Below are 24,557 nucleotides of genomic sequence, written 5' to 3'. Positions count from 1 at the left end.
CATGATGTTTGGGAGTGCTGATGCGCTGGTGCAGTTATCGATTAAATCGAGAGACCCATATGTTGCCGCTGCTGTGCATGAGCTGGCAACAGGGATCACAAAGCTCGAATTAGAAGCGCTGATTTGCGGCACAAGGCGAACGGCGTTAGCCATTGCCCGCTGGGAGCATACACCGGCATCGGTACTCACCGCATTAGCAGGCGTTCACGATGAGGCGATTGAACTGCGGCTGGATAAAAACCCTGGAACGTCATCCAGCGTGCTATCCGGCCTGTACGAAGAGGCGCGCAGCAAGGACAAGGCCGGACTCACCAAGCTCATCGCGCAACACTTAAACAGTGGGACGGAGGTTTTAAGAAGGATCGCACTCCACGCCAACGATAGTGAATGCTTGTTGGCGTTGAGTAAAAACCCCGCAGCGAATGCCAAGGTGCTGGCGGAGTTGTCGGAGCGTGCCTCTGGGAGTGATATCGCAGTGGCCATCCACAAAAATATTGCCCAGAACGCATCGGCCTCTGCTGAGTTGCTGACAAGGATATTTGATGCATCGGAGGTGTATACACAGGCAGCCATCCTCGGACATGCCAATTGCCCGGCTTGGTTGATTGCGAAAGCTGCGGCCAGTGAAGAAGTGTTGATGATGCGCGTGCTGGCCAGGAATCGCCGGGTGAGTAAAGAGAGCCTGCAACGTTATGCAGCCTGTGAGGATGCAGGCGTGAGGGCGGGCGTTGCGGCTAACGCGTTAACGCCGGTCGCCCTCTTTCGTCACTTGATTAAGGATAAATGTGAGTTGGTCAGGCGTGAAGTGGCTTCGCGTATTGATTTGTCGGAAGAGCACATTGAGGCCTTGTCCAGAGATGATGACATCTGGGTCAGGCAGAGAATTGCGCGCAGCCCGACCACATCACTGGATGTGTTGTACCGGCTTGCTGTGGATGCAGTCGCAGATGTCAGGCGGGCCGTAGCACGTAACTCAATGAGTACGGTGCATTTGCTCAATATGCTCGCGGAGGACACAAGTGCTTGGGTGCGGTCCGGGGTGGCCTACCAGGTCAATGCATCACAAAGAATCCTGATGAAGCTGGCGGATGACAAGGATGTGGATGTATTAAGTGGCGTGGCAAACAACCCCAATACGCCACAAAGTATTTTGAAGGCGTTGGTCGGTTCGAGTGACACGGATGTGAGAAGAGGGGTGATTTTAAATAAGTCAGCAACACGCAATACCTTGCTGCCCTTACTTGAGGACCCTTACTACTTGCACCGCGTGTTGCTCGTACACAACCCTCATTTGCAAGCACAGGACAAGTGGAGTCTGCGGGATGATCCAGACTTCCAGGTCAGGTTTTCGGTATATCGGTGGGCAGCAAATATCTGCCTGAAAATGCCCGATACATTTCTAGTAACGAAGTAATGAAGGAGACGAAAGTATGAAGATATTAGTGGCAGTAAAACAGACCGCAGCACTGGAAGAAGACTTTGAAATTCGAGACGACGGTTTGGACGTCGATGAAGATTTCATGATGTATGACCTGAATGAGTGGGATGACTTCTCACTAGAAGAGGCGATGAAGATCAAAGAGTCTAGCGATACCGAGGTTGAGGTGGTCGTGGTGTCTGTGGGTCCGGATCGTGTAGATGAAAGTCTGCGCAAGTGCCTGGCCAAGGGTGCGGACCGTGCGGTCAGAGTTTGGGATGACGCTGCAGAGGGTTCTGACGCCATCGTGGTTGGCCGCATTTTGACTGAAGTGATCAAGAAAGAAGCGCCGGATATGGTGTTTGCAGGGGTGCAGTCTTCTGACCAGGCGTATGCCTCTACCGGTATTTCAGTCGCCTCTTATCTGAATTGGCCACATGCGGCAGTTGTTGCAGACTTGCAATACAAGCCAGGTGACAACAAAGCCGTCATCCGTCGTGAACTTGAAGGCGGCATGCTGCAAGAAGTTGAAATCAATTGCCCGGCAGTGCTGACCATCCAGCTTGGCATTAACAAGCCGCGCTATGCGTCGCTGCGTGGTATCAAGCAAGCCGCGACCAAGCCGATTGAGGAAGTCTCCCTGGCTGACATTGGACTTTCTGCAAATGATGTTGGTGCTGCCCAATCCATGTCACGCGTACGTCGCATGTACATCCCGGAAAAAGGCCGTGCCACCATGATTGAAGGCACTATTTCTGAGCAGGCGGCAAAAATCATTCAAATCATTAATGAATTCAAAGGAGCATAGTCATGAGTAAAATATTGGTGATTGCAGAACATCGCCGTAACGATTTACGTCCCGTCTCATTGGAGTTGATCGGCGCCGCAAATGGCCTGAAGAAAAGTGCTGATGATCAAGTCGTGGTGGCCGTGATTGGTAGCCAGGCAGACGCTTTTGTACCTGCATTATCGGTCAATGGGGTAGATGAGCTTGTAGTTGTCAAAGGACCATCGGCTGATTTCGATCCAGATGTATTTGAAGCCTCCGTCTCTGCATTGATTGCGGCTCACAATCCGTCAGTCGTATTGCTGCCGCACTCTGTGGATTCGCTGGGGTATGCCTCCTCTTTGGCAAGTAAGGCCGGTTATGGATTTGCCACGGATGTGTATATTGTGGAGTATCAAGGGGATGAACTTGTTGCCACCCGTGGTGGCTACAACCAGAAGGTTAATGTTGAAGTTGATTTCCCAGGTAAGTCAACCGTAGTACTGACGATCCGCCCTAGCGTATTCAAGCCATTGGATGGGGCACGTAGTCCAGCCGTGTCTCATATGGATGCACCGTCAGTGCAGTCACGTAGTCAAAACAAAGACTACGTAGAAGTCGGCGGCGGTAATGATATTGATATCACCACCGTTGATTTCATCATGTCGATTGGCCGCGGGATTGGCGAAGAAACGAACGTGGAGCAATTCCGCGAGTTGGCAGACGAAGCCGGCGCAACCCTTTGCTGCTCACGCCCGATTGCGGATGCTGGCTGGTTACCTAAATCCAGGCAGGTGGGTCAATCAGGCAAGGTGGTTGGGTCATGCAAGCTTTACGTCGCTATGGGCATTTCAGGTTCCATCCAGCATATGGCTGGCATGAAGCATGTCCCTACGATTATTGCGGTGAATACCGACCCGGGTGCTTCAATCTTTACCATCGCCAAATATGGCATTGTGGCTGATATTTTTGACATAGAAGAAGAACTGAAAGCCCAGCTTGCAGCATAGTGAGTTTTTTTGAGTGGTCTGACTTTGGGGCACTTTTTAGTGCCCTTTTTTTATCTGCATCATGAGGAAATACCTCTTTGGAAGTACAACTTCATGATCATTTGCAAGTGTGCACAATGAGCTTACTCTTTACATGTCACGATGCTTTTTCGTCAGTATTGGTTTGCATTTAGGCTGCATTTCATACGGCAGGGATCGTTCAACCATCCTTCACAGGGGCACATATAAGTGCCCTTCTTTTTTGCCATCAATCCTTCAAAAATGGCTACCCCTTTGGGAGTACAACTTCAAGATAATTTTCGCCAACACCTGCTTGCTTTAGTCTTGCTGCAAAGGTGCTGCGGATATCTCAGATGCCACATTCACGATGGTTGGCTCTGGCGCGGTGCTCAGCGTATGGTTAATTGAAGAGATAAATATGGAACGTGGGTATTGGATTAAAAGTAAACCTGTCTATACATCTTTAAAGTGGCATGAGAAGGCGACTTCACACCTGGTGCTTGCCACTGGCATAGGCGGTATGGCAGTTCTCAAGTTGTTTCAGCAAATGCACCCGACACAACCGGTCAAAGTACTGTATGGAAAGTATGGGCAGATGGACGCGGATTATTCAGACACCTTAAAGATGGTTGTGCCCGAAGGTCTGCATATACATAAATTTGACGACGCCTTGTTGACGCAGTTTCAGCTTGAACTGCGCGATGCGCAAATGGGCTTGCGAATCTATGTGGCCGGTTCAGAAGGGTTTATCTGGGATGTGGTCGCGGCGGCTAAACCGTTTGGTATCCAGGAAATGGAAATCATGAAAGAGCAGGCCGATACCCTGGCCCGCAGTGTGTACTGTGTGCACTGCAAAACCATTTCCAAGTATGTCACAACCAATATTACTGCCTGTTGTGGCTGTGAGCGCATGCTGTTTGTGCGTGACCATTTTTCAAGAAATCTGGGCGCGTATATGGGCTTGATGGTTGATGCAGAGTCTCCAGGGGAGTTGCCTGCGATTGAGGAGATTTATCCATGAGTACAATCAATGTAAAAGTCGCTGCCATTGAGGCCGTGACACCGTTAATTAAGCACTTTACCCTGGTGCATGAAGATGGTTCTGAGCTGCCCTCATTTTCAGGTGGCAGCCATATCGTGGTGACGATGGATGCAGAGGGGAGAACATACAGGAATCCCTATTCCCTGATGGGGTCGCCTACAGATACCCAGGCTTATCATATTTCTGTGCGGCGCCAGGAAAGCTCACGTGGCGGCTCCTTGTTTATGCACGAGCATGTGCATGTCGGCATGCGCCTGAAGATCACACACCCGGTGAATCTTTTTTCACTGTCCAAGCTGGCGCATAAGCATATCCTGATCGCAGGTGGCATCGGCATTACCCCCTTCATGTCTCAAATAGAAGACCTCAAAAGGGTAGGTGCAGACTATGAACTGCATTACGCATTTCGCGCTTATGAGCAGGCCGCTTTTGTCAATGAACTGGAAGAAATGTGTGAGGGCCACTTGCATTGCTATGCCGACAGTCAAGGCGAGCGTATTGACCTGAATGCGCTGTTAAGCCAGCAGCCACTGGGCTCTCATGTCTATGTGTGTGGTCCGTCTCCCATGGTGGTTGCTGTGCTGGAGACTGCCAGAAACCTGGGTTGGCCTGAGAACAATATTCATAACGAAGAGTTCTCCTCGCCGCCTGTAGGCGAACCGTTCAAGGTGCAACTGGCCAAGTCTGATATCGAAATTCAGGTGCCCGCGGAAATGAGCATGCTGGAGGCGATTGAAGCGGCGGGTGTCAAAGCGGATTCGCTCTGCCGTGGGGGCGTTTGCGGTCGCTGTGAGCTCACGGTCCTCGAAACGGATGGTGGTATCGAGCATCATGATCACTATTTGTCTGACTCGGAAAAAGTGTCCTGTAGAAGCATCATGCCATGCGTTTCGCGTACCAAAGGTAAACGCTTGGTATTGGATTTATAAGCCCTGCACACCATTCATTTCTTATTCGAATTAAGGCGATAAACATGCAATTAAATTTCAATGATGAGTCATTCCGGGATGACTATAGTTACAAAAATTCCCCTGGAGCCATCAAGCGTTTCCCTTTCCCTTTTGCCGAAGATCATTATATGTATTCGGTCAATATCGAGCCACATACCAAAGGTGCGCAGGGATCCGTGTATGAGTTCACATTTGATGTGGATGAGCATTATGTGTCCGAGTGCCTGGACAAGATCATCACACTGGAACAAGACCCTGGCCGTTACAGTGCCTTGCCGCACATGATGGATGCGCAGTGGGACTTTCTCGAACTCGCGATGACCTCCATGGCCAATGATTATCCTGAGTATTTCACGCTCACCAAAAATGGTAACGTCTGGACCTGGGAAAATCGCCCTTTAGACATCATGGATACCTTCACTTTTGGTGATGCCAGCACGCTGCCCTCAGAGCCATTCGAATACATGGGGCGTCAAATGCAAGGTGATTTTGTCTTGCTGGATCAGCGGGATGGCACCCTGTATTCAGATGCAGGCATTGTAACCAGTCAGGCTGACTGGTCATTGGCATTTAATACCGGCATGTCATGGCAGGAATGGCATGGCCCAGTGCCCAAGGTGACTGAGCTGGGCGTGTTGGATAGAGCCCTGAAATACCTGTTGAATCTGCAAGTGGGGAATCCCGTGCGTAGACTGAACTGGACCATGACCGTGAATCCACGGCTGGATACTTCTCCAGAGAATTACCCGCTATGGGCGATAGACCGCAATAAGGTCAATAACGAGACGGTCGGTGAGCTGGTGAACCTGCGCGTTGAGTTGCAGAGCCTGTTCAGGTTGCCGCGTAGCAATGCGATTGTATTTGGCGTGAGGTGTTACCTCATGAGCCTGAAAGATATCACTACCTATCCACGATGGGCTAAGCGTCTGCACCGCGTGCAAAAAGACCTGCATCCAGACTTGATTGAATACAAGGGGATGACGAGTTATCACCGCTATGTGATTGACTGGCTTGCACAGTTTGATGATGGCGAAGTATTGGAGTACGGGTCACATCCGGAATAAATGACAAGACGGGTGTTCGTCACGCCATATCAACGACATAGGAAAAAAATGATGAAAGTACATGTTTTTATCGCAACATCAATCATGGTTTTGGGTGGGATGCAATCTACAAATGCTACTGATGCTGTCTATGTGAAATCTGCGATGTATTCCACGCAGATGCAGAACTTGAGTAAGCGGCCTTATCAACAGCCCAAGCGTACAAGCGCTGCAGCAGACACGGCATGGCAAGATGCGACCTTCAGGGGGAGCGATCTCCAGTCGCAAAAAGCCTTCAAATTACACGCACTCGCCAAACGCAGCTTCTAGCGTTGAGCTTTGCAGACATCAACAGGCTGCTCCCGTGCCGTTGTCATCCGCCAGGTAACTCCAGCATCTCAGGCATTCGTCAGATGTCGCTGACGGATGTTCTGTAGATTCATCGTCTTTCTAAGCGGTCTTGCTTTTAAAAATAGTCAGGCCCATCTTACGTTCTGCATGTAAATACTCCTAAGGGAGTAATCCTAAATGGGAATTGTCCCCCGCCTGCTTAAGCCTGAAAATAAAAGCACAAGTTCACTGTACTTTACCTCTCTCAAGTGACAGTACAAACGAGAATGGGCTTGCCAGGGAGGCAATGTTCATTGCCTCCCAAATCCCTCCGGCACGTTTAGCTTTAATGGTTACACGAACGCGAGCATGACTTAAGCTAAGGGCTAGTGTGCTAGTGATTAGCTTAAATTAGGTTAGCTGCCACGTTGTGGTGGGTTTGCAAGGGAGATCGTGCGGATTTAGCTGGCCGCAGATCCAGCAGGCAGGTCTTCGTATCGATCAGGCCTGGTCTCTGTATAAGGACGTTGTATGGTCAGGATAGTGTGGAAACGTGGTGTTGTTTGTCAGGTACCGCGGTGATGAATCCTTCCAGTGCCAACAGCTCGCCGGTGCTTGAAAATACGCCACGCCCAACTTCTTGCACCAGTTTTGTTTCGCCCTTGCGGGTAATGATCCTGTAGACAATATTGAAGGTTTCATCTTCGGCGATTTGCTGATTAATCAACTTCCAAACCGCCGCTCTATCCGTCGGGTGAATAATCAGGTTATAGGTAAGACTAGGGTCGTGCAGTAAATCCAGTGAATCGTAGCCAGTGATGTCAATACAGCCTTCGCTGACATATTCGAAGGTCCATGATCTGTCATGTCTGCAACGGTAAATCATCCCCGGGATATGGCTGAGCAGGGCGTTGGCGGCACGACGGTTTGCCGAGTGTTGTGCTTCAGCATCCTTGATGTCTTGAATATTGGTAATGGTGCCGACAACGCTGGTTCTTTCGCCGGAAATATTTGAGGAGGATCTGGCTCTCAAACGGAACCAGTTGGACTCCCCCTGGAGGGAGATTAAACGCAAGTCGATGGTGAAACTTGGCTTTCTGCCGTAGGCAACGGATTCAAGTCTGGACTCCACCATGAGCTTGTCTTCAGGGTGCGCAAAGTCAGAAATGGTTTTATTGAGGCTGTCCTTGATCGCGTACTCAAGAAAGCTTTCCCAGGCGGGGTTTAAAAAGACAATTTTGCCTTCAAAGTTGAGCTGGAAAACAATCTGCTCGAGTTTGTCGATGATGAAATGATAGTTAAATTGAGGGTCAAAGTGGCTGCTGAGTGTATGTTCTGCAGAAAGCGGTGTAAATTGGAATAAAGTGAGGTTTGCATCCCTGTCTTCACGCATCTTGGTGAGGCTGACATTGGAAGGAATAGCCGATCCATCGAGTGAAATCAGGCGAATATTGGTAGATTCATTTTTGGTCTTTCCGGTGGCTGCTTCCGCATTGAGTTCAGCAAAGATCTGGTGGTCGGCGGGATGAATGATGTTGGTGAACGGCATGCCCTTGATCTGGTCTTCGAGGCCGACCAAACCGAGTGTGCGCAGGAAGGGCGTGTTGGCAAATTTCACAATCAGGCCATCCAGCAGCACAGCGGGGGAAGACAAGGCGTTGGAGGTTTCTCTTAACCAGGAAAGTTGTTGTGTAGACTCACTTTTTTTATTGGTGCTGGCTTTGGTAAACAGGGGTTGAACAATAAAAACCAGCGCTGCTGAAAAGATCGCGATGGCAATTGTCACCAGAATAGCCAAGTGTGCTAAAAAAGGACCTTCAATGCTGTGCCATGCACCCAGGACGATTAGGTAAATAATACTGATAATCATCGTTGAAAATATAAAGATGCTCATATGCTGCTGCCTAGTTACATCAAAATATCAGTATAAGAAAATCTGCTTGTGATATGCGAAATATTTTAGTGTTTTTTAGAAAATTAAAGAGGTACGTTAATAGCCACAAGCTATATGCCAGCATGCATGTGCTCGTTGCTTCATTGATGATTGTCGTCGTGCTGATGCAGGCGACCTCGTTATTTTTATTTGATTATGTCCCTAATCATTTGGCAACGATCACCCAGGCCTATAACGAGCAAATGTTATGGAAGCAAGAGCTCTATAAGTTGGAGACTTCTGCCACTCAAGTTGGCGCAGAACCCTACAAAATTTCCCTGAGTATCAGTAATTTTGATGATGCAACGTATGCCTGGAGTAGAAAGCAGAGTGATACCCGCCTGGCCGCTGCCTATGAAAAGCTCAGCCACTTGCACCAAGCGTTTGTTAAGTGTTGCTTGTATGGCGCTTCTAAAGAGCAAACGCTGCTGAAAGGCAAACTGATTGTAGAGGCTTATGATGAGTTTATTGAGGCGTCAAAAGACGATGTAGAAGCCAAGCAGGCAGTCGTTCAAATCATGCAATTGGCTTGCGTCTTTCTGGCTATTTGTATTGGTGCATGCATCATGCTCACTGCCTGGCGCATCCTGATTACCCGTTTGGGACGCATCTATGAGCTGATCCCGAGTGATCTAATCAATGAGGGCAAAGATTTTCATTATGGCGATGAGTTAGAAAAGTTGGAGAAACTCACCGCAGAAATGTCGGCCCGCATTGAGGGCTATCAGGCGGAGAGCAACTGGACCAATAAGATCAGTACTGAGAAAGCGCGAAAAACACTGTTATCTCAAGACTTCCTGCTTAAGTTGGCGAGGTTGATCGCAAATTCTGACTTGAATGAAATCACCCTGAAAAAGGTGCTTTATTCGATGGAAAAAACATTGGATGCGAAGAACGTCGCCTTAATGTTCAGTGATATCGGCTCACGCTTTTCTTCACATCGGGCCCTTTTTTCGGGGTATATGCCGCTATCTTTCGATAAAAGTATGTTTGATCAAGATCTGCAAATGTTTGAAGTGACGCATGAGACCAAGCTTATCCAGGGGGAGTGCATTCAATACACGACAGTGCCATTGCCAAGCTCCAATGGCTGGCTAGGTATTCTGCTCATCGAGACCGATGCCAACCACTATTTTGAGGACATGGAAATCCAGCTGATTGAAGTCACTTCGCAGATGGTGGCGATGGCCATGGGGTTTCAGGCCCGTGAGCAGGAGGGAAGACGTGTGGCTTTGCTTGAGGAGCGCGCAGTGATTGCGCGGGAGTTACATGATTCCCTCGCCCAGTCGTTGTCCTATATGAAGTTTCAGCTTGCACGGTTGCAGAGCATCTTCAATCAGGAGGGGGTGAGTTCAGACGCCGCGGAAATTGCAAATGATATCCGTGAAGGGTTGGATAATGCCTACAAAGAATTGCGGGAGTTATTAACGACATTCCGGGTGCAAATGGATGTGCGAGGTCTGGATCACGTATTGGAGGAAACCATTAGCGAGTTTTCCAGCCGTTCTAATCTCTCGATTGCGCTGGATAACCGATTGCAAGATTGCCGGTTGACTGTGAATGAAGAGTTTCATTTGCTGCACGTTATCCGGGAGGCATTGTCGAACATTGTGCGGCACTCAGGCGCTGAGAAAGTCAAAGTGTCGTTAGTACTGCAGTCCACGGGCGAAGTGATTGTCATGGTGGATGATGACGGGATTGGTCCCGCGTTTGATGAGTCTAAGCCACACCATTATGGGCTGGCGATTATGACCGAACGCGCCCATTGTCTGGGTGGTGAAATTGAGGTGATCCCTCGCCGATTAGGCGGAACACGGGTGCGATTAGTGTTCCGACCAAAAAATGAGGGTATAAAACAATAAAGATGGGGTTAGAAAATGGCAACGACAGTCGTAATTATTGATGATCACGCATTATTCCGTAAAGGCGTAATGCAGATGATTTCCTCGGATCCCGAGTTCGATGTGATTGGGGAGGCTGCCTCCGGGTTACAGGGGCTGTCTCTGGTCGAGCAGCTAAAACCGGGGCTGGCTTTAATTGACCTGAATATGAAGGTCATGAATGGCATAGAAACACTGACGCGGATCAAAGAAGCCAAACTTGATACGAAATGTATTGTGTTGACGGTTTCTGATGCTGAGGATGATCTGCTGGAAGCTTTACGTGCTGGCGCCGATGGCTATTTATTGAAAGATATGGAGCCTGAGGACTTGTGTGCAAGCTTGAAAAAAGCCATGTCCGGCATCACGGTGTTGCATGAAAGCCTGACAGATATTCTGAAGAATGCGCTGGTGAATCCGACCTTGAATAAACAAGACGATGATGTTTCCCTCACCGAACGTGAACGGGAAATTTTGGAGTGCTTGGCCAGAGGTCTTAATAACAAAACCATTGCAAGGCATTTAGGTATCAGCGACACCACTGTAAAAGTACATATCAAGCATTTGTTAAGTAAGCTTAAATTAACAAGCCGACTGGAAGCCGCCGTATGGGCACACACTAAAAAGGTGGTTTAAGCCGTACGCAGCTTGAGCTCATTTGGCGTTTTGCAATAACTTGATCAAGCGGTGCATTTCAACTGCCACTTCGGCAGCTTCTGCACCTTTGATTCTCACTCTAGTCTGATCATCGTAATATCGCTCCTGCCCCCTAACGCCAGGAGCATATTTTTGCAGGCCTCCAGTAGGCCCATCACCAACAGCGTTATTAAATCTTGATCGCATCATGTCAATTTCCAGGCCTGTGTCTGATACGTTTTTTCCTATGACTCTCATCCCTAAACCCTCTTTAATTGATTGAAACCGCCTCCCTGAAAGTCACTGGATTTATTTAGCCCCTGAATTCCGATTCGCGGTGTATCTGATGTTTATTGGCTTGCAGCTACCACTTATGGGGTAAGCCTAAGTGGTAATAGAAAGTCACTTTTCAGGTAGTTATGATTGACGACGATGTGATAAACGGAAATTGTTTATTTCCATGAATCAGTATCGTGAAGTGATATTTATTAATTTTTAAATGATGGGTCGCCTATAAAAGTTGGTGGAGTAACCGCGATTATTGAGTGGGGTTAGGCAGATTCAATTCAAGGGAGGTTTGTGTGCAAAAAACTGTAGATGTGACAGATGCAATTACCGCAGATGTCAGTAACGATGTAGTGGCTGGAAATGCCTCACTACATCGAACGATTAGCTGGACTGGCGCATTTTGGGTTGCCAGTGGCGTGCCAGCTTTAGTGTTGTTTTCAATGGGGGCGATTGCGGCTACTGTCGGTAAGCCGGCTTGGCTGGTATGGATGATCTCCATTGGGTTCGGCTTTATTCAGGCATTTACCTATGCCGAAATCGCCGGTTTGTTTCCACATAAAACCGGTGGCGCATCTGTTTATGGAGCTGTTGCCTGGATTCGTTACAGCAAATTTGTCGCACCACTTTCAATCTGGTGTAACTGGGTCGCCTGGACGCCTGTACTTTCAATCGGTTCAGGGCTAGCAGCAGGGTATATTCTCACAGCAATGTTCGCACCTGATGCCGCCATTAATACTTGGCAGCTGACACTTCTGGATTTGGGCATGTTGAAAGAGGGGCTGACCCTGCGTATCAATGCCACTTTTGTCATTGGCTCCGCCTTACTTTTACTGGTTTACTTCATCCAGAATGGCGGCATTCTGCGTTCCGCCAGAACTACCATGATTTTGGGCGTTGCGGCTTTGATCCCGCTGATTATGATCGGGTTGGTGCCACTGATCACCGGGGATATGCCCTCTGAGCATTTTTTTCCATTATCCCCATTAGCTTACGATAGTGTAGGCAACGTCATTGATGGGCTGTGGAATCTTGATGGTTGGGTGTTGATGGCGGGTGGTTTGTTTATCGCCGCCTGGTCAACCTATGGTTTTGAAACAGCCGTTTGTTACACACGCGAATTTAAAAATCCTGAAACTGATACTTTCAAGGCCATTTTCTATTCTGGCTTGCTGTGTGTGGGCGTGTTTACGTTAGTGCCGTTAGCATTTCAAGGTCATTTGGGCTTAGGCCAAATGATCACGCCAGCAGTGACTGACGCTGCAGGTAATGCCACCAGTGCCGCTGTGTATGATGGCATGCTGGCGCCTGATATTTATAGTGGTATGGGCGTTGCAAAAGCCCTGTCTGGTATTCTGGGTAATACCGCGTTTATTGCCAATCTGGTTGTGGTGATGCTGATCCTCGCATTGCTGCTTTCAATCATGACCACTATGTCTGGTGCTTCACGCACCTTGTATCAAGGTTCCGCGGATGGCTTGCTGCCAAAGTTCCTGTCCAAAGTGAACGAGCATGGCGCACCAACAAGCGCCATGTGGGCCAACATGATCTTCAACTTCGTCTTGCTGATGATGTCTGATTATATGTTCTTGCTTGCCGCCGCCAATGTCAGTTACGTCATTTTCAACTTCCTGAACCTGAACGCGGGCTGGATTCACCGTATGGATAGACCTAATTGGGAGCGCCCTTACAAAGCGCCGACCATTTTGATCGTATTAGGTACTTTCCTGGCTTTTGTTAACGTCACCCTGATGGGGCTGGGCGCCAATATCTGGGGTGCTGGTACATTAATGAGTGGTTTGGTGATGGCAGGACTGGTATTCCCGATCTTTATCTGGAGACATTACATCGTGGATAAAGGGGTGTTACCTAAGGAAATGCAAGAAGACATGCTTTTGGACGGTGATCAGAAAACGACCGCAGGTGTACTTCCTTACTTTGCGTTGATTGTTGCTGGAGTGATTGTGTACTTTACGAGTCATTTAGCCTCATAAGGGCGAAATAATAAGCTCTGCGATCCAGTACCATGGATTGTTTGTAAGAGCTAAAGGGGGCACCAGCCCCCTTTCTTATTTACTCCCCTTCATGGGGGTCACTCACTTTGGGTTGAATTAGAGGTAAAGTAATTGAGTATCCAATTAAATGATTCGAGCACAGGCCAGACGATTGAGCTGGTCAAAAATCTCGTCAAAGGCCTAGAGGTCAGTTCAAATGAAATCGGCAAAGTCGCTGACATTATTAAGCAGGTTGCTAAACAAACAACACTCATTTCAATGAATGCAACCATCGAGTCTGCAAGGGCAGGCGAGGCTGGTCTTGGATTTGCAGTTGTTGCAGGCGAAGTGCGCGTGATGGCTGAGCAATCATCCAAAGCAGCGACTGAAATCAGTCGCATTGTTTCCTCGATTAAAAATGACTCAGTGAAAGCTAGCCTTGAAGTCTTGCGTGCAGAAAAAGATTCACTGTTAAAAAGCGCTTCTTTTGTTGTGGCGGCGCAGGCGATGCAGATTGAAATGCGTTTTATGCAGCTGGAAACCAGCCTGTCTGGCATTAAAAATCTGATTGAAGGAATGAGAGCGTCCCGCATTAGGCCAAAGCGTGATGTGGTGAATGCGCTATTGATGGCGAATCTAAAAGCCGATGTCGATGTGCTAGGTTACGCCTGTTGTTTTGAGCCGAATGCGTTCGATGGTTTAGATAACGAATATATGAATAAAGAAGGACATGATGAGACAGGGCGCTTTATTCCCTATTGGAATCGCGCCAGTGGCACGATTGTAGGTGACAAATTAGAAGCCTATGAAACCTCTGGGATGAATAATTGGTATGACCAGCCAAGGCGCTTGGGCAAAAATCTAATGATAGAGCCTTTTGAGTATATTTTAAGTAACGGCCAGGCCGTACAAGTGGCTACGATGGTCGTGGTGATTATGTCTGCAGGCAAGTTTATCGGGGTATCAGCGATTGACTTTGCCCTTGATAAATTTCAGGATGATTTAAGTCAGCTTAAACCTTACGGGATTGGCTCATATGCCCTGATTTCAAATGCGGGGTCTTACATCACACATCCTGACGTGGAACGTGTGGGCAAGCCTGCTCATGATCTTACGCCGGAGGCTAAAAAAGCCATTAGCGAAGGAAGGCCATTTGTTGAGGCGCGCAATAGATCCGATATTCTGTTTTTTCATCCCATAAAAACGGGTGCTAAAACATCACCATGGTCATTAATGCTAAGGTTTGATTTTGAAGCGATCGCGGCTAAATTGAATTAGATTTGGCTTCTGCAGTTCACTGGTGTTACTAGATGATTATCAGGTTCCAATTCGTAACCTTTCACCACCAAGATTCAACTGATTTTATGTTTTGTGATCCACGTAGGTAGTCATTATTGTTAATTAAATGGGCAATAATGGCGATTTAACGCTCTTTAATTTACATTTTGTTCATGTATGTTTAGATTGCTCTATGAATATTGTAATTATTTCAATGGCTTGAGTATATTGCATATGATTTATTGTGAATATAACCGTTTTAATCAGTCATTTTTAGCGCTAACATCCAAAGCCCGAGCAATATGTTCGGGCTTTTTAATTTCTGGCAGGTGTGCGATGCGTTTAAAACAGCAAAGATTGATTTGGCGATTGTTCGGTGTGGTATGGCTGGTATTGGTGATGATAAATGCGGCGCAGGCGCGCCCGGTCAAGCAATTACCATTGCCACCACCGTTGACCACCAGACAGGAGATGAGCGCACATACCGATGATCTGCGTACGTTGATGCAGCAGTTATATACCGAATACCCGGATGAGTTGGCTAAAAGCACCCAAGTGGGGCCGCGTGAAATGACCGAGTGGGTATTTGATGGTAAAGCTAACTGGAAGTTTGAGGGCATCCGCCGCTTGCAAGGCACTGATGCAATTAGCTTGGTATTTGATCCGGCTTTTACCGGCGACCATATCATGGCATTGGTGGTGGGCCTGGAAACATTGCTGTTTACAGCGTATGGTAGCCAAAATGAATTTGAGATACCGCCTGAGCGTGATGGGCCAAGGCTTGCCAAGCTGCAATGTCAGCTGCGGTCTGTGCAATTGCGCTTGCAGGCTAACACACAGGCAGGCACGCTTTTGAGCCAGTCCTTTGCACGGCAACAGGTTGATCAGGCGCTCAGCGGCGTGTTGCAGCGGCTGCAAGCGCAGCATTTAGCAATATGCAGCTAGTTTTTGGGCGGTGAATGGCTATCTATCAACGCCAGTTGATGACCCAGTTTATGTTTCTTGGTGGCGAGGTAGGCAGCACTTTGCGGATTACCTGCCACTTCTAGCGGCACAACGGCTTCAACCGTTAGTCCCCAATCGGACATGGCTTGTGATTTGTCAGGGTTGTTACTGAGCAAGCGAATCGAGGCGACCTGTAAATGCTGCAATATGCCAACCGCGATATCATATTCACGCTGGTCAACTGGCAGGCCTAGCGCCACATTGGCCTCTACCGTATCCAGCCCTTGTTCTTGCAAGGCATAGGCGCGCACTTTGTTGCTGAGCCCTATGCCGCGCCCTTCATGCCCGCGTAAATAGACAATCACGCCTTTACCCTGTTGCTGTATCAGTCGCTGCGCCTGTTTGAACTGCTCGCCACAATCACAACGTTGTGAGCCAAACACGTCACCAGTCAGGCACTCCGAGTGAATACGTGTCAGCATCGAAGATTGCCCGCCAACCTCTCCCAGCACCAATGCGATATGCTCTATGCCGCTTTTGTGGTCGATAAATGCGTGCAGTTGATAGTGGCCATAGTCTGTAGGCAGGCTGGCAACCGCCTGTGGCGTGATTCGTGCACGTAAGTCCGCAGGCACAGGTTTGAGCGCAAGGTTACTTGAGGGCATTGATTGCTCCCATTTTAATCAACTTGGCGCGCAACACATTTCGGCTTAGGCCAAGCAACTTGGCGGTTTGCACCTGGTTATGATGGCAGTGGTGGTAGGCGGCGCGCACCAGGGCATCTTCAAAATAATCGTAAAGCTGGGGTTTGCCAGATTCAAACAGTTGCTGCAAGGCTTCCTCCAGTAAGTCGGGTGCATGACTACCGGCCTGTGGCGTGTGCTCCTGCTTCGGTCTGTGCAGCGAGATGGAGGATAAATGTAAGTCTTCACTACGCACCAGGTTGTTGCGGCAAATTAGCAGCGAGTGGTGAATCACGTTCTCCAGTTCGCGGATATTGCCAGGCCAGCTGTGTTGCACCAGTTTCTGTTTGGCCGAGTCATCCAGGCGGATCTCTGCGTAACCCAGGCGGCGTGTATATTCGCTGACAAAATACTCGGCCAGCGGCAAGATATCGCCTGGCCGGTTTCTTAAGGTAGGCAACTCCAGATGGGCGACACGCAGGCGGTAAAACAGGTCTTCACGGAAATTACCGGCCTGTACGGCTTCTTCCAGGCGGACATTGGTGGCGGCGACCAGGCGGACGTCAATTGGTGTTGATTTTCTGGCGCCCAGGCGCACCACTTCGCGCTCTTGTAACACGCGTAACAGTTTGACCTGGATGCTTAGCGGCAAGTCGCCGATTTCATCTAAAAACAGCGTACCGCCGTTGGCGGCTTCAAACCAGCCGGCCTTGGCGACAAATGCACCGGTAAACGCGCCTTTTTCATGCCCAAACAATTCGCTTTCGACCAGCGTGTCAGAAAAGGCGCCGCAGTTGACGGCGACAAAGGGTTTGCCTTTGCGCTTGCTTAAGGCATGCACATGGCGTGCAATAAGCTCTTTGCCGGTGCCGGTTTCGCCGATGATGAGTACATTCGCATCGCTGGGCGCAATTTGCTGGATGCGACTGAGCAAAGCAATGGATTTAGGATCCTCAAACACTTGTGCGGTGGCACGAATAGACGTGGTGAGCGCGCGGGAGTTGGGCAGCGTGAGTAGCTTCTTCTCATTCTCGCCGTAGTCCAATTCACCCGCCTGATCCAGATTCTCGATAAATTTGTCCATAATATTCATGAGTAAAATGTAGGGTTAGGGAAGCTACCAGTCAGCGCCCATTCACCCAGCTCCTTAATTTTGTAATCTAGTGGATCGTGCAGCGTATGCGTTCTCAAATTGCGCCAGTGCCGGTCCAGCCGCAGTCCGGCATGCGTCGCGCGTGACCCTGCCACTTCAAACATCCGGCTGGTGATATCGAGCCCGGTGCGGGTTGCCAGGACCTTGGCGGCACTGATGCTGGTCGCCAGCAAGCCGCGATCTTCCTCGGTGAGTGCCAGGCCCTTGGCCCAGGCGATATCCAGTTTTTCTGCCGCCTGGTTAGTCAGTGCACGCGTTGCTTCCAGGCCGACCCAAAATTCGCCGTAATGGGCGAGGATGTAAGGGTCCTGGCTGGTGATATCAACATTGGCATTCTTCCACGGCCGGGCTTCGCGCAAGGTGTAGTGTTGCGCGTCGTTAAAAGCGCCTTCGGCAATACCGAGGTAGATATTGGTCAATATGAGCTGTGCGATCAGCGGCCGCAAGCAGGCAAACGGGTTGCTGAGTGGCCCGGGTTCGGTGAGTAGCTCGTTTTCTTCCACCCTGACTTTTTCAAAGTTCACGCTGCCACTGTCGGTTTGGCGTTGGCCGATATTGTCCCAGTCATCGAGGATGGTCACGCCGGTACGCAGGGTCGGGATGGCGGCAATCACCAACTGACCATCCGTCTTTTTAATGGCAGATGCAATCAGCATCTCGGAGTCCATGGCGCCCGAGCAAAAGCTTTTTTTGCCTGAGAATTCATGCCAATGGTCATAACTTTTGCACAGCGTACGTTCATCCAGCGGATTGAGCGCATTGCCCCAAAACCAGTTGGATTGCGCGGTTTGCTCGTACCAGCGCTCCCATTGGTCGGGCCGGGAGAAGAGTCGTACCGTTGCCAGCATCAGATGTTGAAAGCCATAGACATGCGCAATCGAGCTGTCTACTTTGGCAAACTCTCTGACCACTTGCAGCGTCTCCTGCCAGTTGGCGCCGTAGCCGCCGTACTGGCGTGGGATGATCAATGACAGCAGGCCACTGTTGCGGATCGCATCCCGTTCCAGTTTTGGCGTACCGCCCTGATGATCCCGTTCCACGGCGGTCAGCGAAAACGATTCTGCCAGTTGCTTGGCTACCGCCAATGCATGCTGGCCTTCATTGAGGCGTGCCGTTGGCGGAATTGCAAAAGTATTTATATTCAAAAGTAATATCCATCTGGTTGCATATGCTTAATAGTTCAGCATGATTTGTGCCAACTCCGGCAGGGGCCGTGAATCACTACTTCTATGGCATCGATTGTCGGATAAGTATAAAAATAATTCTTATAAATCATATGGTTGAGAAAATGTTGAATGGTTTTACGGCCGCATCGTTTTTTGCCGGACAGCGATCTCCGTCACCCTGTTGCTGAATAATCAGCACACATGCTGCTGATACAGCAGCACCAGCATAAAATATGCTGATTATTCAGCAACAGCATTCGGTGTCTTTGTAAGTGACTGAATATAATGATTTTTATTTGTGGCATGCTCTTTGCACTAGGCTTTCCATGTATGCAGCATGAATAGAAGGAAACACACAACATGGAAATATTCTGGTTTTTACCCACGCACGGTGACCAGCGTTATCTTGGCACCAGCACAGGTGCCAGACCGGCAACACTCTCTTATTTAAAGCAGATTGCACAGGCGGCAGACCGCCTGGGTTACGGCGGGGTGCTGGTGCCCTCCGGGCGCTCTTGCGAGGATGCCTGGGTGATTTCCTCGGCCTTGATCAATGAAACCAAACAGCTCAAATTTTTGGTCGCGACGCGGCCCGGCTTTATTTCACCGGTGGTGTCTGCGCGCATGGCATCGACGCTGGATCGTATTTCCGGCGGGCGTTTACTGATTAATGTGGTGGCGGGCGGTGACCCGGTAGAACAGCAGGCGGAAGGCAGCTTCCTGGATCATGATGCCCGCTATGCCGAGGCAGAAGAGTTCCTGTCTATCTGGCGTTCGGTATTGACCGAAGAAGCCGTCAATTATGAAGGTGAATATTTACGCGTCAAAGATGCGAGTTTACCGACCGGCAGCCTGCAAAAGCCTTATCCGCCGCTGTTTATTGGCGGGGCCTCTGAGGCGGCGATCCAGCTCAGTAGCAAGCATATTGATGTGCATTTGACCTGGGGCGAGCCGCCAGCAGCTGTGGCCGAAAAAATCAGGGTCATTCGTGCGGCAGCTGCAGCACAAGGCCGTGGCATCCGTTTCGGCATCCGCTTGCATGTGATTGTGCGCGAGACCAGCGAACAAGCCTGGCAAGCGGCCGACGAACTGATTTCGCACGTGACCGATGACACCATTGCTGCGGCACAGGCCGCTGTCGCCAATTTTGATTCGGTGGCGCAAAAACGGATGACCGAGTTACACCATGGCCGGCGTGACAAACTCGAGGTCTCACCCAACTTGTGGGCCGGGGTGGGGCTGGTGCGCGGCGGGGCGGGCACGGCGCTGGTGGGTAATCCACAAGAGGTGGCCGACAGGATTAAAGAGTATCAGGCTCTGGGCATTGATTATTTTATTTTCTCTGGCTATCCACATCTGGAGGAGTCTTATCGCGTGGCTGAATTGCTGTTTCCCTTATTGCCTGTTAACCAGCAGGCCAGCGCCGAGGTCAGTATCAATACCAATATGACGGGGCCGTTTGGTGCGGCCAAACCGGTCAAGCATGCGGCATAGGAGGGATGATGACTCTGGCACTGAATTCACGCCTGGACGACGTTGAGGCATCACATGGCATTGTGTTTGGCGGCACACCACGCGAGCGGGCCAAACAGCTTTGCGACTATCTGGCAGAAACCGCGATTGAGCGCGATGCCGCAGGCGGCACACCGTATGAACAGCGTCAGGCGGTACGGGATAGCGGGCTGTTGAAGTTGCTGATACCGAAAACCTATGGCGGCCTAGGCGGCAGCTGGCAGGAAATCTACAGCATTATTCGCCAGATCGCGCGTGTGGACAGCTCGATCGCCCAGGTATTCGCGTTCCAGTTTTTGATGCTGACTTCGATTCGCCTATATGGCAGTGAGGTGCAATGGCAGCACTATTTCAAGCTGACTGCTGCGCAAAACCTGTGGTGGGGCAATGCCTTAAACCCTTTGGATAACCGCACCGTGGCACGTAAAGCGGCGGCTGGCTATGTGTTTACCGGGCAAAAGAGCTTTTGCTCCGGTTCTATGGATTCTGACTACCTGATTGTGTCGGCAATTGAAGAAGGCACAGGCAAGTTTCTGGTGGCCGCGGTGCCGACTGATCGTAGCGGCATCCAGCTCAATGGTGATTGGGACAATATCGGCCAACGGCAGACAGACAGTGGCAGCGCTGAATTTAACCAGCTGCGGGTGGAAGACAGCGAATTGCTGATGAACCCTGGCCCGTTGAGCTCGCCATTTGCCAGCCTGCGTTCGTTGGTAGCGCAACTGATTTTTACCAATATTTATCTCGGCATTGCCGAAGGCGCGCTGGCAGAAGGTGCGAAATATACGCGTAGCAGCAGCCGGGTCTGGTCAGGCTCACTGGCACAGACCATACACGAAGACCCGTTTACCTTGCTGCATTACGGCGAGTTCTGGGCCAGCTTGCATGCGTCGGCCGTGCTGGCAGATCATGCGGCAGGCTTACTTGATCACGCATGGCAGCAAACCTTGGGCCTGGATGAGTTGACCCGTGGCGAACTGGCCTTGGCGGTGTTTTCGGCCAAGGTCAACGCGACGCGTGCCGGGCTGGATGTCACTACGCGCGTGTTTGAAGTGGCTGGTGCACGAGCCACCACCGCCAAGCTGCGCATGGACCGCTTCTGGCGCAATTTGCGCGTGTATACCCTGCATGACCCGGTGGATTACAAACTCAAGGATTTAGGGGATTGGGCACTTAACGGACAGTACCCCACACCGAGTTTCTACGCCTAACGCACACTAAAGAAAGTTTATGAAACAAAAAATTATCGATCTACGCAACCGTCCTGCGTTTCTGCATGACTTTTTTGGCGCTACGCCCAACACCCCTGCTTATGACACTGCCAAATGGCTCAACCAGCGTGTGGGTTCGCTTGAACCCGAGCATTTTCGCCGCTCATATACGGTAGAAGGCTATTTGCAGGAGATCGACCAGGCCGGGATTGATATTGCCGTGGTGGTGGGGCGTGAAACGCCAGACCTGACCATCGGCGACCAGCAGATTGCCGACCTGGTCAAACACAGTCCTAAACTGGTGGGCCTGGGTTCGGTGGATATTGAAAGCCGTGGCGTAGACAGTGCCTTGGCCGCGATTGAAAAAGCCGTCAACCATTACGGTTTCAAGGCGATTAATATCGAACCCGGCTTTGGCAAACCGGCACGCCAGGTCGACGACCCCATTTTTGACCCGGTGTATGAGGCTTGTCAGCAGCATGGCGTACCCGTGTGCGTGATGTCCGGCCCCACCACGCCCGACCTGGACTACGCGCATCCGAATGCAGTGGCCAGGCTGGCGAGAAAATATCCCAACCTCAACATTATTTGTTTCCACGGTTATTACCCGTATGTGAATGAAATTGTCGGTGCGGCGTTCCGTTATCCAAACCTGTACCTGGTGCCCGATATGTATATTTTCCAGCCTGGCGCCGAATTGTATGTACAGGCGGCGAACCAGTTTCTGGGGGATCAGTTACTGTTTGGCACCTCTTATCCTTTCAGGCCGATGAAGCAAACCATAGACGACTTTGCCGCCTTGGGTTTTAAAGATGCGGTGCTGGAAAAAGTGTTTTATCAGAATGCTGCGCGCTTGTTAAAGCTCAGCGTATAAGTATGCAGGCAGGAACAACTATGCAATCTCCGTTACCACCATTTGATACCGTCGTCGATGCGGTAGAAGCCATTGCCAATGGTGAATTTGTCATCGTCGTCGATGATACCGACCGTGAAAATGAAGGTGATCTGATTATTGCCGCTGAAAAAATCACTACCGAGCACATGGCTTTTTTAGTGAAATATAGCAGCGGCCTGGTGTGTGTGGCCATGCAAGAGCAGCGCTTGCAGGCACTGCATTTACCGCAGATGGTGACGCATAACGCCGACCCATTCAGGACAGCGTTTACCGTCAGTGTCGATTACAAATATGGCACCACCAGTGGTATTTCAGCCGCGGACCGTGCATTGACTTTGCGGGCATTGGCAGACCCGTCCAGCCAGGCCAGCGACTTTCATCGGCCCGGGCATATTTTCCCCTTGCGTGCTCGCTTGGGTGGCGTGCTGGAGCGGCCAGGTCATACCGAAGCTGCGCATGACCTGGCCGCGATGGCCGGTTTGCAACCGGTGGGGGTGTTGTGCGAAATCGTCAATGATGATGGCAGCATGGCCAGGCGACCAGACTTGCTGCGCTTTGCCAAACAGCACGGTTTAAAGATGATTACGATTGCCGATATGATTGTTTACCGCGAGCGACAGTTGCAGGTGACCTATCCACGCCAGCCTGTGCGCCCTGTTCGGCAACAAAGCACATTGCTCGATGCAGCCATGGTGTATAGCGGTTAAATCAACGATTGATCAATACAACAAAGCCCTCATGCGAGGGCTTTGTTTTTACTGCAGCTAGTTTAAGTCTATGCTTAAATCCACGGATGACGCGGAGGTTTGACCTGGTTCAGGCTGTAATTACCCACCGCATGATATTTCCAGCGTACCGGGTCGTGCAGCGTATGGGTACGGGCGTTACGCCAGTGGCGGTCCAAGTTGTACTCACCCAGTGTAGAACGTGTACCGGCCAGTTCAAACAGTTTGCTACCTGCCAGCAGCGCGGTTTCGGTACTCAATACCTTGGCTTCGGCCACGGCAATGGAGGCTTCTGCCACGGTGTCTTCATTCGGGTTGCGCTGGGCTTCGTCTATGTACTCGCCTGCGCGTGCCAATAAGGCCTCGGTGGCATGCAAGCGAATCTGCAAATCGCCAATGTCTTTAATGGTATGTGGATCTTCGTAACCATGCTCCAGGTCAGTATCAATCCAAGGGCGGGTATGGTTACGGACAAAATGCAGCGTATCCTTGAACGCGGCACGCGCAATGCCGGTATCTACCGCGGCCTGGATAATTTGCGCCACCGGGCCCATGGCTGTGGGGCGGTCAAACGCCAAATGGTGTGGCAACACATACTCGCTGGGCACAAAGATATTTTCCAGCAGGGTAGTCCCGCTGGCCGTAGTGCGTTGACCAAAACTGGACCAGTCATCAATGATCGTCAGACCTTCTGCACCGGCCGGTACAAAGGCCACCACGGTATTGTCGTGCTCATCTTTGGCCACTACCGGCACCCAGTCAGCCAGCAAAGCGCCAGAAGAATAGAATTTTTTGCCGTTTAAGAAGTAGCCGCTGTTAGTCGGTGTCAGTTTGGTTTTCACATCATTGACACTGCGGGTGCCGATTTCAGAAAACGCATTGCCAAAGCGTACGCCTTGCAGCACCAGCTCATAAAAATACTTTTTCTGGAAATCCGTGCCGTCCAGACGCAGGCCTTCCACCATATACAAGTGGTTTTGCGGAATCTGCCCGATGCTGGGGTCCGCTTCTGCCACTGTAGCAATGACTTCAGCCAGGGTTTTGTTCGACACAAACGCGCCGCCATATTCTTTCGGCACAGTAATGCCCCACAAGCCGCTGCTGGAGAATAAATCCAGTTCCTTGCGCGGCAGGCGTCTTTCCTTGTCGCGTATTGCCGCTTCTTTGGCGATTTCACTCGCGACTTGTTTGGCCACGGCAATCGCTTCGGCGTCACTGGTGATCACGTGCGCCGGTTGGCGCGGCGGGTGCTCGGGCAAATGCGCAATCTTGCTTGCATGTGCAGTCATATTGAATCCTTGTCAAAGTAAAGGTTGGGAATAAAGGCGCAGTGTTTCCATTAAAAAGCGGCTGCGCGTTGCCTTATTGCATTGCATTTAATATGCCAATTGTTAAGTCTTTGAATCTAAAGGGTAAGGTTGGAGTTTTGTTTTTTGCACGCCTCTATAGAAACAGTTTTCTGCTGAATGCCTGCTGATTAATCAGCAATCGCACGTTGCCACAAGGTCATTTGAGATCGACCTGCCTGCTGCATTTTGAGAAAAGTTGCTGATATATCAGCAGTGCATCAGCAAAACTAGCCTGAATTCAACACGTTGGAAATCATAAAAAACATCATAAGTGTTTGATATATATAATTAATTTAATCTGGCATGGATGCTGCTAATAGTGTTAGTGAGCTGGCCTGCCTGCGATTGAACACA

At 50.1% G+C, this 24,557-nt stretch carries 21 protein-coding genes; 16 read left to right on the top strand and 5 right to left on the bottom strand.

Annotation, left to right across the window (positions count from 1 at the left end):
• Position 1: 1 nt before the first annotated feature.
• The 7 genes from MET42_RS0100195 (at position 2) to MET42_RS0100165 (ending at position 6,558) form a co-directional block, all read left to right on the top strand.
• A complete protein-coding gene (locus tag MET42_RS0100195; RefSeq protein WP_232411191.1) occupies positions 2 to 1,414 on the top strand; it encodes a hypothetical protein in 1,413 nt (470 codons plus the stop codon).
• 16 nt (positions 1,415 to 1,430) lie between these two features.
• The gene (locus MET42_RS0100190) at positions 1,431 to 2,225 is read left to right on the top strand and encodes an electron transfer flavoprotein subunit beta/FixA family protein (RefSeq protein WP_019880641.1); all 795 of its coding nucleotides are present in this window, start codon (positions 1,431 to 1,433) and stop codon (positions 2,223 to 2,225) included.
• Between the two features lie 2 nt (positions 2,226 to 2,227).
• Positions 2,228 to 3,193: an electron transfer flavoprotein subunit alpha/FixB family protein gene (locus MET42_RS0100185; protein WP_019880640.1), complete on the top strand. Its 966-nt coding sequence runs from the start codon at positions 2,228 to 2,230 to the stop codon at positions 3,191 to 3,193.
• Between the two features lie 418 nt (positions 3,194 to 3,611).
• Positions 3,612 to 4,214, top strand: coding sequence for a dimethylamine monooxygenase subunit DmmA family protein (locus tag MET42_RS0100180; protein ID WP_029512265.1), 603 nt, complete (start codon positions 3,612 to 3,614; stop codon positions 4,212 to 4,214).
• Entirely contained in the window at positions 4,211 to 5,164 is a 954-nt protein-coding gene (locus MET42_RS0100175) for a PDR/VanB family oxidoreductase (protein ID WP_019880638.1), read from the top strand. The genes MET42_RS0100180 and MET42_RS0100175 overlap by 4 nt, the downstream gene beginning before the upstream one ends.
• Positions 5,165 to 5,208: 44 nt before the next feature.
• On the top strand, positions 5,209 to 6,249 hold the full coding sequence (locus MET42_RS0100170; protein WP_019880637.1) for a DUF3445 domain-containing protein: 1,041 nt from the start codon (positions 5,209 to 5,211) through the stop codon (positions 6,247 to 6,249).
• A 48-nt stretch (positions 6,250 to 6,297) separates the two neighbouring features.
• Entirely contained in the window at positions 6,298 to 6,558 is a 261-nt protein-coding gene (locus MET42_RS0100165) for a hypothetical protein (protein WP_232411189.1), read from the top strand.
• Positions 6,559 to 7,093: 535 nt separating this feature from the next.
• On the opposite strand, the gene MET42_RS0100160 is transcribed toward MET42_RS0100165, so the two are convergent.
• Positions 7,094 to 8,452, bottom strand: coding sequence for a PAS domain-containing protein (locus MET42_RS0100160; protein WP_019880633.1), 1,359 nt, complete (start codon positions 8,450 to 8,452; stop codon positions 7,094 to 7,096).
• A gap of 53 nt (positions 8,453 to 8,505) precedes the next feature.
• Here MET42_RS0100160 and MET42_RS0100155 point away from each other — a divergent pair, with 53 nt between their 5' ends.
• The 5 genes from MET42_RS0100155 (at position 8,506) to MET42_RS0100130 (ending at position 15,509) form a co-directional block, all read left to right on the top strand.
• Positions 8,506 to 10,353, top strand: coding sequence for a histidine kinase (locus MET42_RS0100155; RefSeq protein ID WP_232411187.1), 1,848 nt, complete (start codon positions 8,506 to 8,508; stop codon positions 10,351 to 10,353).
• Positions 10,354 to 10,368: 15 nt separating this feature from the next.
• Positions 10,369 to 11,007, top strand: coding sequence for a two-component system response regulator NarL (gene narL, locus MET42_RS0100150; RefSeq protein ID WP_019880631.1), 639 nt, complete (start codon positions 10,369 to 10,371; stop codon positions 11,005 to 11,007).
• Positions 11,008 to 11,588: 581 nt separating this feature from the next.
• The gene (locus tag MET42_RS0100140) at positions 11,589 to 13,286 is read left to right on the top strand and encodes an APC family permease (RefSeq protein ID WP_019880629.1); all 1,698 of its coding nucleotides are present in this window, start codon (positions 11,589 to 11,591) and stop codon (positions 13,284 to 13,286) included.
• Between the two features lie 132 nt (positions 13,287 to 13,418).
• Positions 13,419 to 14,564 carry a methyl-accepting chemotaxis protein gene (locus MET42_RS0100135; protein ID WP_019880628.1) on the top strand — a complete coding sequence of 382 codons (1,146 nt, stop codon included), beginning with the start codon at positions 13,419 to 13,421 and terminating at the stop codon, positions 14,562 to 14,564.
• Positions 14,565 to 14,900: 336 nt separating this feature from the next.
• Positions 14,901 to 15,509 (top strand): hypothetical protein, encoded by a 609-nt coding sequence (locus tag MET42_RS0100130; protein ID WP_019880627.1) that lies wholly within the window; start codon positions 14,901 to 14,903, stop codon positions 15,507 to 15,509.
• On the opposite strand, the gene ribA is transcribed toward MET42_RS0100130, so the two are convergent.
• From ribA to MET42_RS0100115, 3 genes are read right to left on the bottom strand one after another with little or no spacing between them, the layout of a single operon-like run.
• Positions 15,506 to 16,174: a GTP cyclohydrolase II gene (gene ribA, locus MET42_RS0100125; protein WP_019880626.1), complete on the bottom strand. Its 669-nt coding sequence runs from the start codon at positions 16,172 to 16,174 to the stop codon at positions 15,506 to 15,508. The genes MET42_RS0100130 and ribA overlap by 4 nt on opposite strands.
• Entirely contained in the window at positions 16,161 to 17,276 is a 1,116-nt protein-coding gene (locus MET42_RS0100120) for a sigma-54-dependent Fis family transcriptional regulator (RefSeq protein WP_019880624.1), read from the bottom strand. Before MET42_RS0100120 ends, ribA begins: the two co-directional genes overlap by 14 nt.
• 5 nt (positions 17,277 to 17,281) lie before the next feature.
• Complete coding sequence (locus MET42_RS0100115) at positions 17,282 to 18,490, bottom strand: acyl-CoA dehydrogenase family protein (protein WP_019880623.1); 1,209 nt, start codon at positions 18,488 to 18,490, stop codon at positions 17,282 to 17,284.
• Between the two features lie 381 nt (positions 18,491 to 18,871).
• Here MET42_RS0100115 and ssuD point away from each other — a divergent pair, with 381 nt between their 5' ends.
• The 4 genes from ssuD to ribB are packed head-to-tail and all read left to right on the top strand — an operon-like array spanning position 18,872 to position 22,836.
• Positions 18,872 to 20,005, top strand: coding sequence for an FMNH2-dependent alkanesulfonate monooxygenase (gene ssuD / locus MET42_RS0100110; RefSeq protein ID WP_019880622.1), 1,134 nt, complete (start codon positions 18,872 to 18,874; stop codon positions 20,003 to 20,005).
• Between the two features lie 8 nt (positions 20,006 to 20,013).
• Positions 20,014 to 21,234: an acyl-CoA dehydrogenase family protein gene (locus MET42_RS0100105; protein ID WP_019880621.1), complete on the top strand. Its 1,221-nt coding sequence runs from the start codon at positions 20,014 to 20,016 to the stop codon at positions 21,232 to 21,234.
• 19 nt (positions 21,235 to 21,253) lie between these two features.
• Positions 21,254 to 22,108, top strand: a complete 855-nt coding sequence (locus tag MET42_RS0100100) for an amidohydrolase family protein (RefSeq protein ID WP_019880620.1) — start codon at positions 21,254 to 21,256, stop codon at positions 22,106 to 22,108.
• A 20-nt stretch (positions 22,109 to 22,128) separates the two neighbouring features.
• On the top strand, positions 22,129 to 22,836 hold the full coding sequence (ribB, locus tag MET42_RS14290; RefSeq protein WP_019880618.1) for a 3,4-dihydroxy-2-butanone-4-phosphate synthase: 708 nt from the start codon (positions 22,129 to 22,131) through the stop codon (positions 22,834 to 22,836).
• Between the two features lie 74 nt (positions 22,837 to 22,910).
• On the opposite strand, the gene MET42_RS0100090 is transcribed toward ribB, so the two are convergent.
• Positions 22,911 to 24,143: an SfnB family sulfur acquisition oxidoreductase gene (locus MET42_RS0100090; RefSeq protein WP_019880616.1), complete on the bottom strand. Its 1,233-nt coding sequence runs from the start codon at positions 24,141 to 24,143 to the stop codon at positions 22,911 to 22,913.
• Positions 24,144 to 24,557: the final 414 nt, after the last annotated feature.

This window comes from Methylophilus sp. 42, assembly GCF_000384155.1.
GTDB lineage: Bacteria > Pseudomonadota > Gammaproteobacteria > Burkholderiales > Methylophilaceae > Methylophilus.
This window is presented reverse-complemented; position numbering and strand designations above follow the sequence as displayed.

Coding starts and splice junctions, on each gene's coding strand:
- ribB (WP_019880618.1), top strand. CDS start 22,129: ATGCAATCTCCGTTACCACCATTTGATACCGTCGTCGATGCGGTAGAA.
- narL (WP_019880631.1), top strand. CDS start 10,369: ATGGCAACGACAGTCGTAATTATTGATGATCACGCATTATTCCGTAAA.
- MET42_RS0100090 (WP_019880616.1), bottom strand. CDS start 24,143: ATGACTGCACATGCAAGCAAGATTGCGCATTTGCCCGAGCACCCGCCG.
- ssuD (WP_019880622.1), top strand. CDS start 18,872: ATGGAAATATTCTGGTTTTTACCCACGCACGGTGACCAGCGTTATCTT.
- MET42_RS0100160 (WP_019880633.1), bottom strand. CDS start 8,452: ATGAGCATCTTTATATTTTCAACGATGATTATCAGTATTATTTACCTA.
- MET42_RS0100120 (WP_019880624.1), bottom strand. CDS start 17,276: ATGGACAAATTTATCGAGAATCTGGATCAGGCGGGTGAATTGGACTAC.
- MET42_RS0100130 (WP_019880627.1), top strand. CDS start 14,901: ATGCGTTTAAAACAGCAAAGATTGATTTGGCGATTGTTCGGTGTGGTA.
- MET42_RS0100105 (WP_019880621.1), top strand. CDS start 20,014: ATGACTCTGGCACTGAATTCACGCCTGGACGACGTTGAGGCATCACAT.
- MET42_RS0100190 (WP_019880641.1), top strand. CDS start 1,431: ATGAAGATATTAGTGGCAGTAAAACAGACCGCAGCACTGGAAGAAGAC.
- MET42_RS0100155 (WP_232411187.1), top strand. CDS start 8,506: ATGCGAAATATTTTAGTGTTTTTTAGAAAATTAAAGAGGTACGTTAAT.
- MET42_RS0100100 (WP_019880620.1), top strand. CDS start 21,254: ATGAAACAAAAAATTATCGATCTACGCAACCGTCCTGCGTTTCTGCAT.
- ribA (WP_019880626.1), bottom strand. CDS start 16,174: ATGCCCTCAAGTAACCTTGCGCTCAAACCTGTGCCTGCGGACTTACGT.
- MET42_RS0100195 (WP_232411191.1), top strand. CDS start 2: ATGATGTTTGGGAGTGCTGATGCGCTGGTGCAGTTATCGATTAAATCG.
- MET42_RS0100170 (WP_019880637.1), top strand. CDS start 5,209: ATGCAATTAAATTTCAATGATGAGTCATTCCGGGATGACTATAGTTAC.
- MET42_RS0100185 (WP_019880640.1), top strand. CDS start 2,228: ATGAGTAAAATATTGGTGATTGCAGAACATCGCCGTAACGATTTACGT.
- MET42_RS0100180 (WP_029512265.1), top strand. CDS start 3,612: ATGGAACGTGGGTATTGGATTAAAAGTAAACCTGTCTATACATCTTTA.
- MET42_RS0100165 (WP_232411189.1), top strand. CDS start 6,298: ATGATGAAAGTACATGTTTTTATCGCAACATCAATCATGGTTTTGGGT.
- MET42_RS0100175 (WP_019880638.1), top strand. CDS start 4,211: ATGAGTACAATCAATGTAAAAGTCGCTGCCATTGAGGCCGTGACACCG.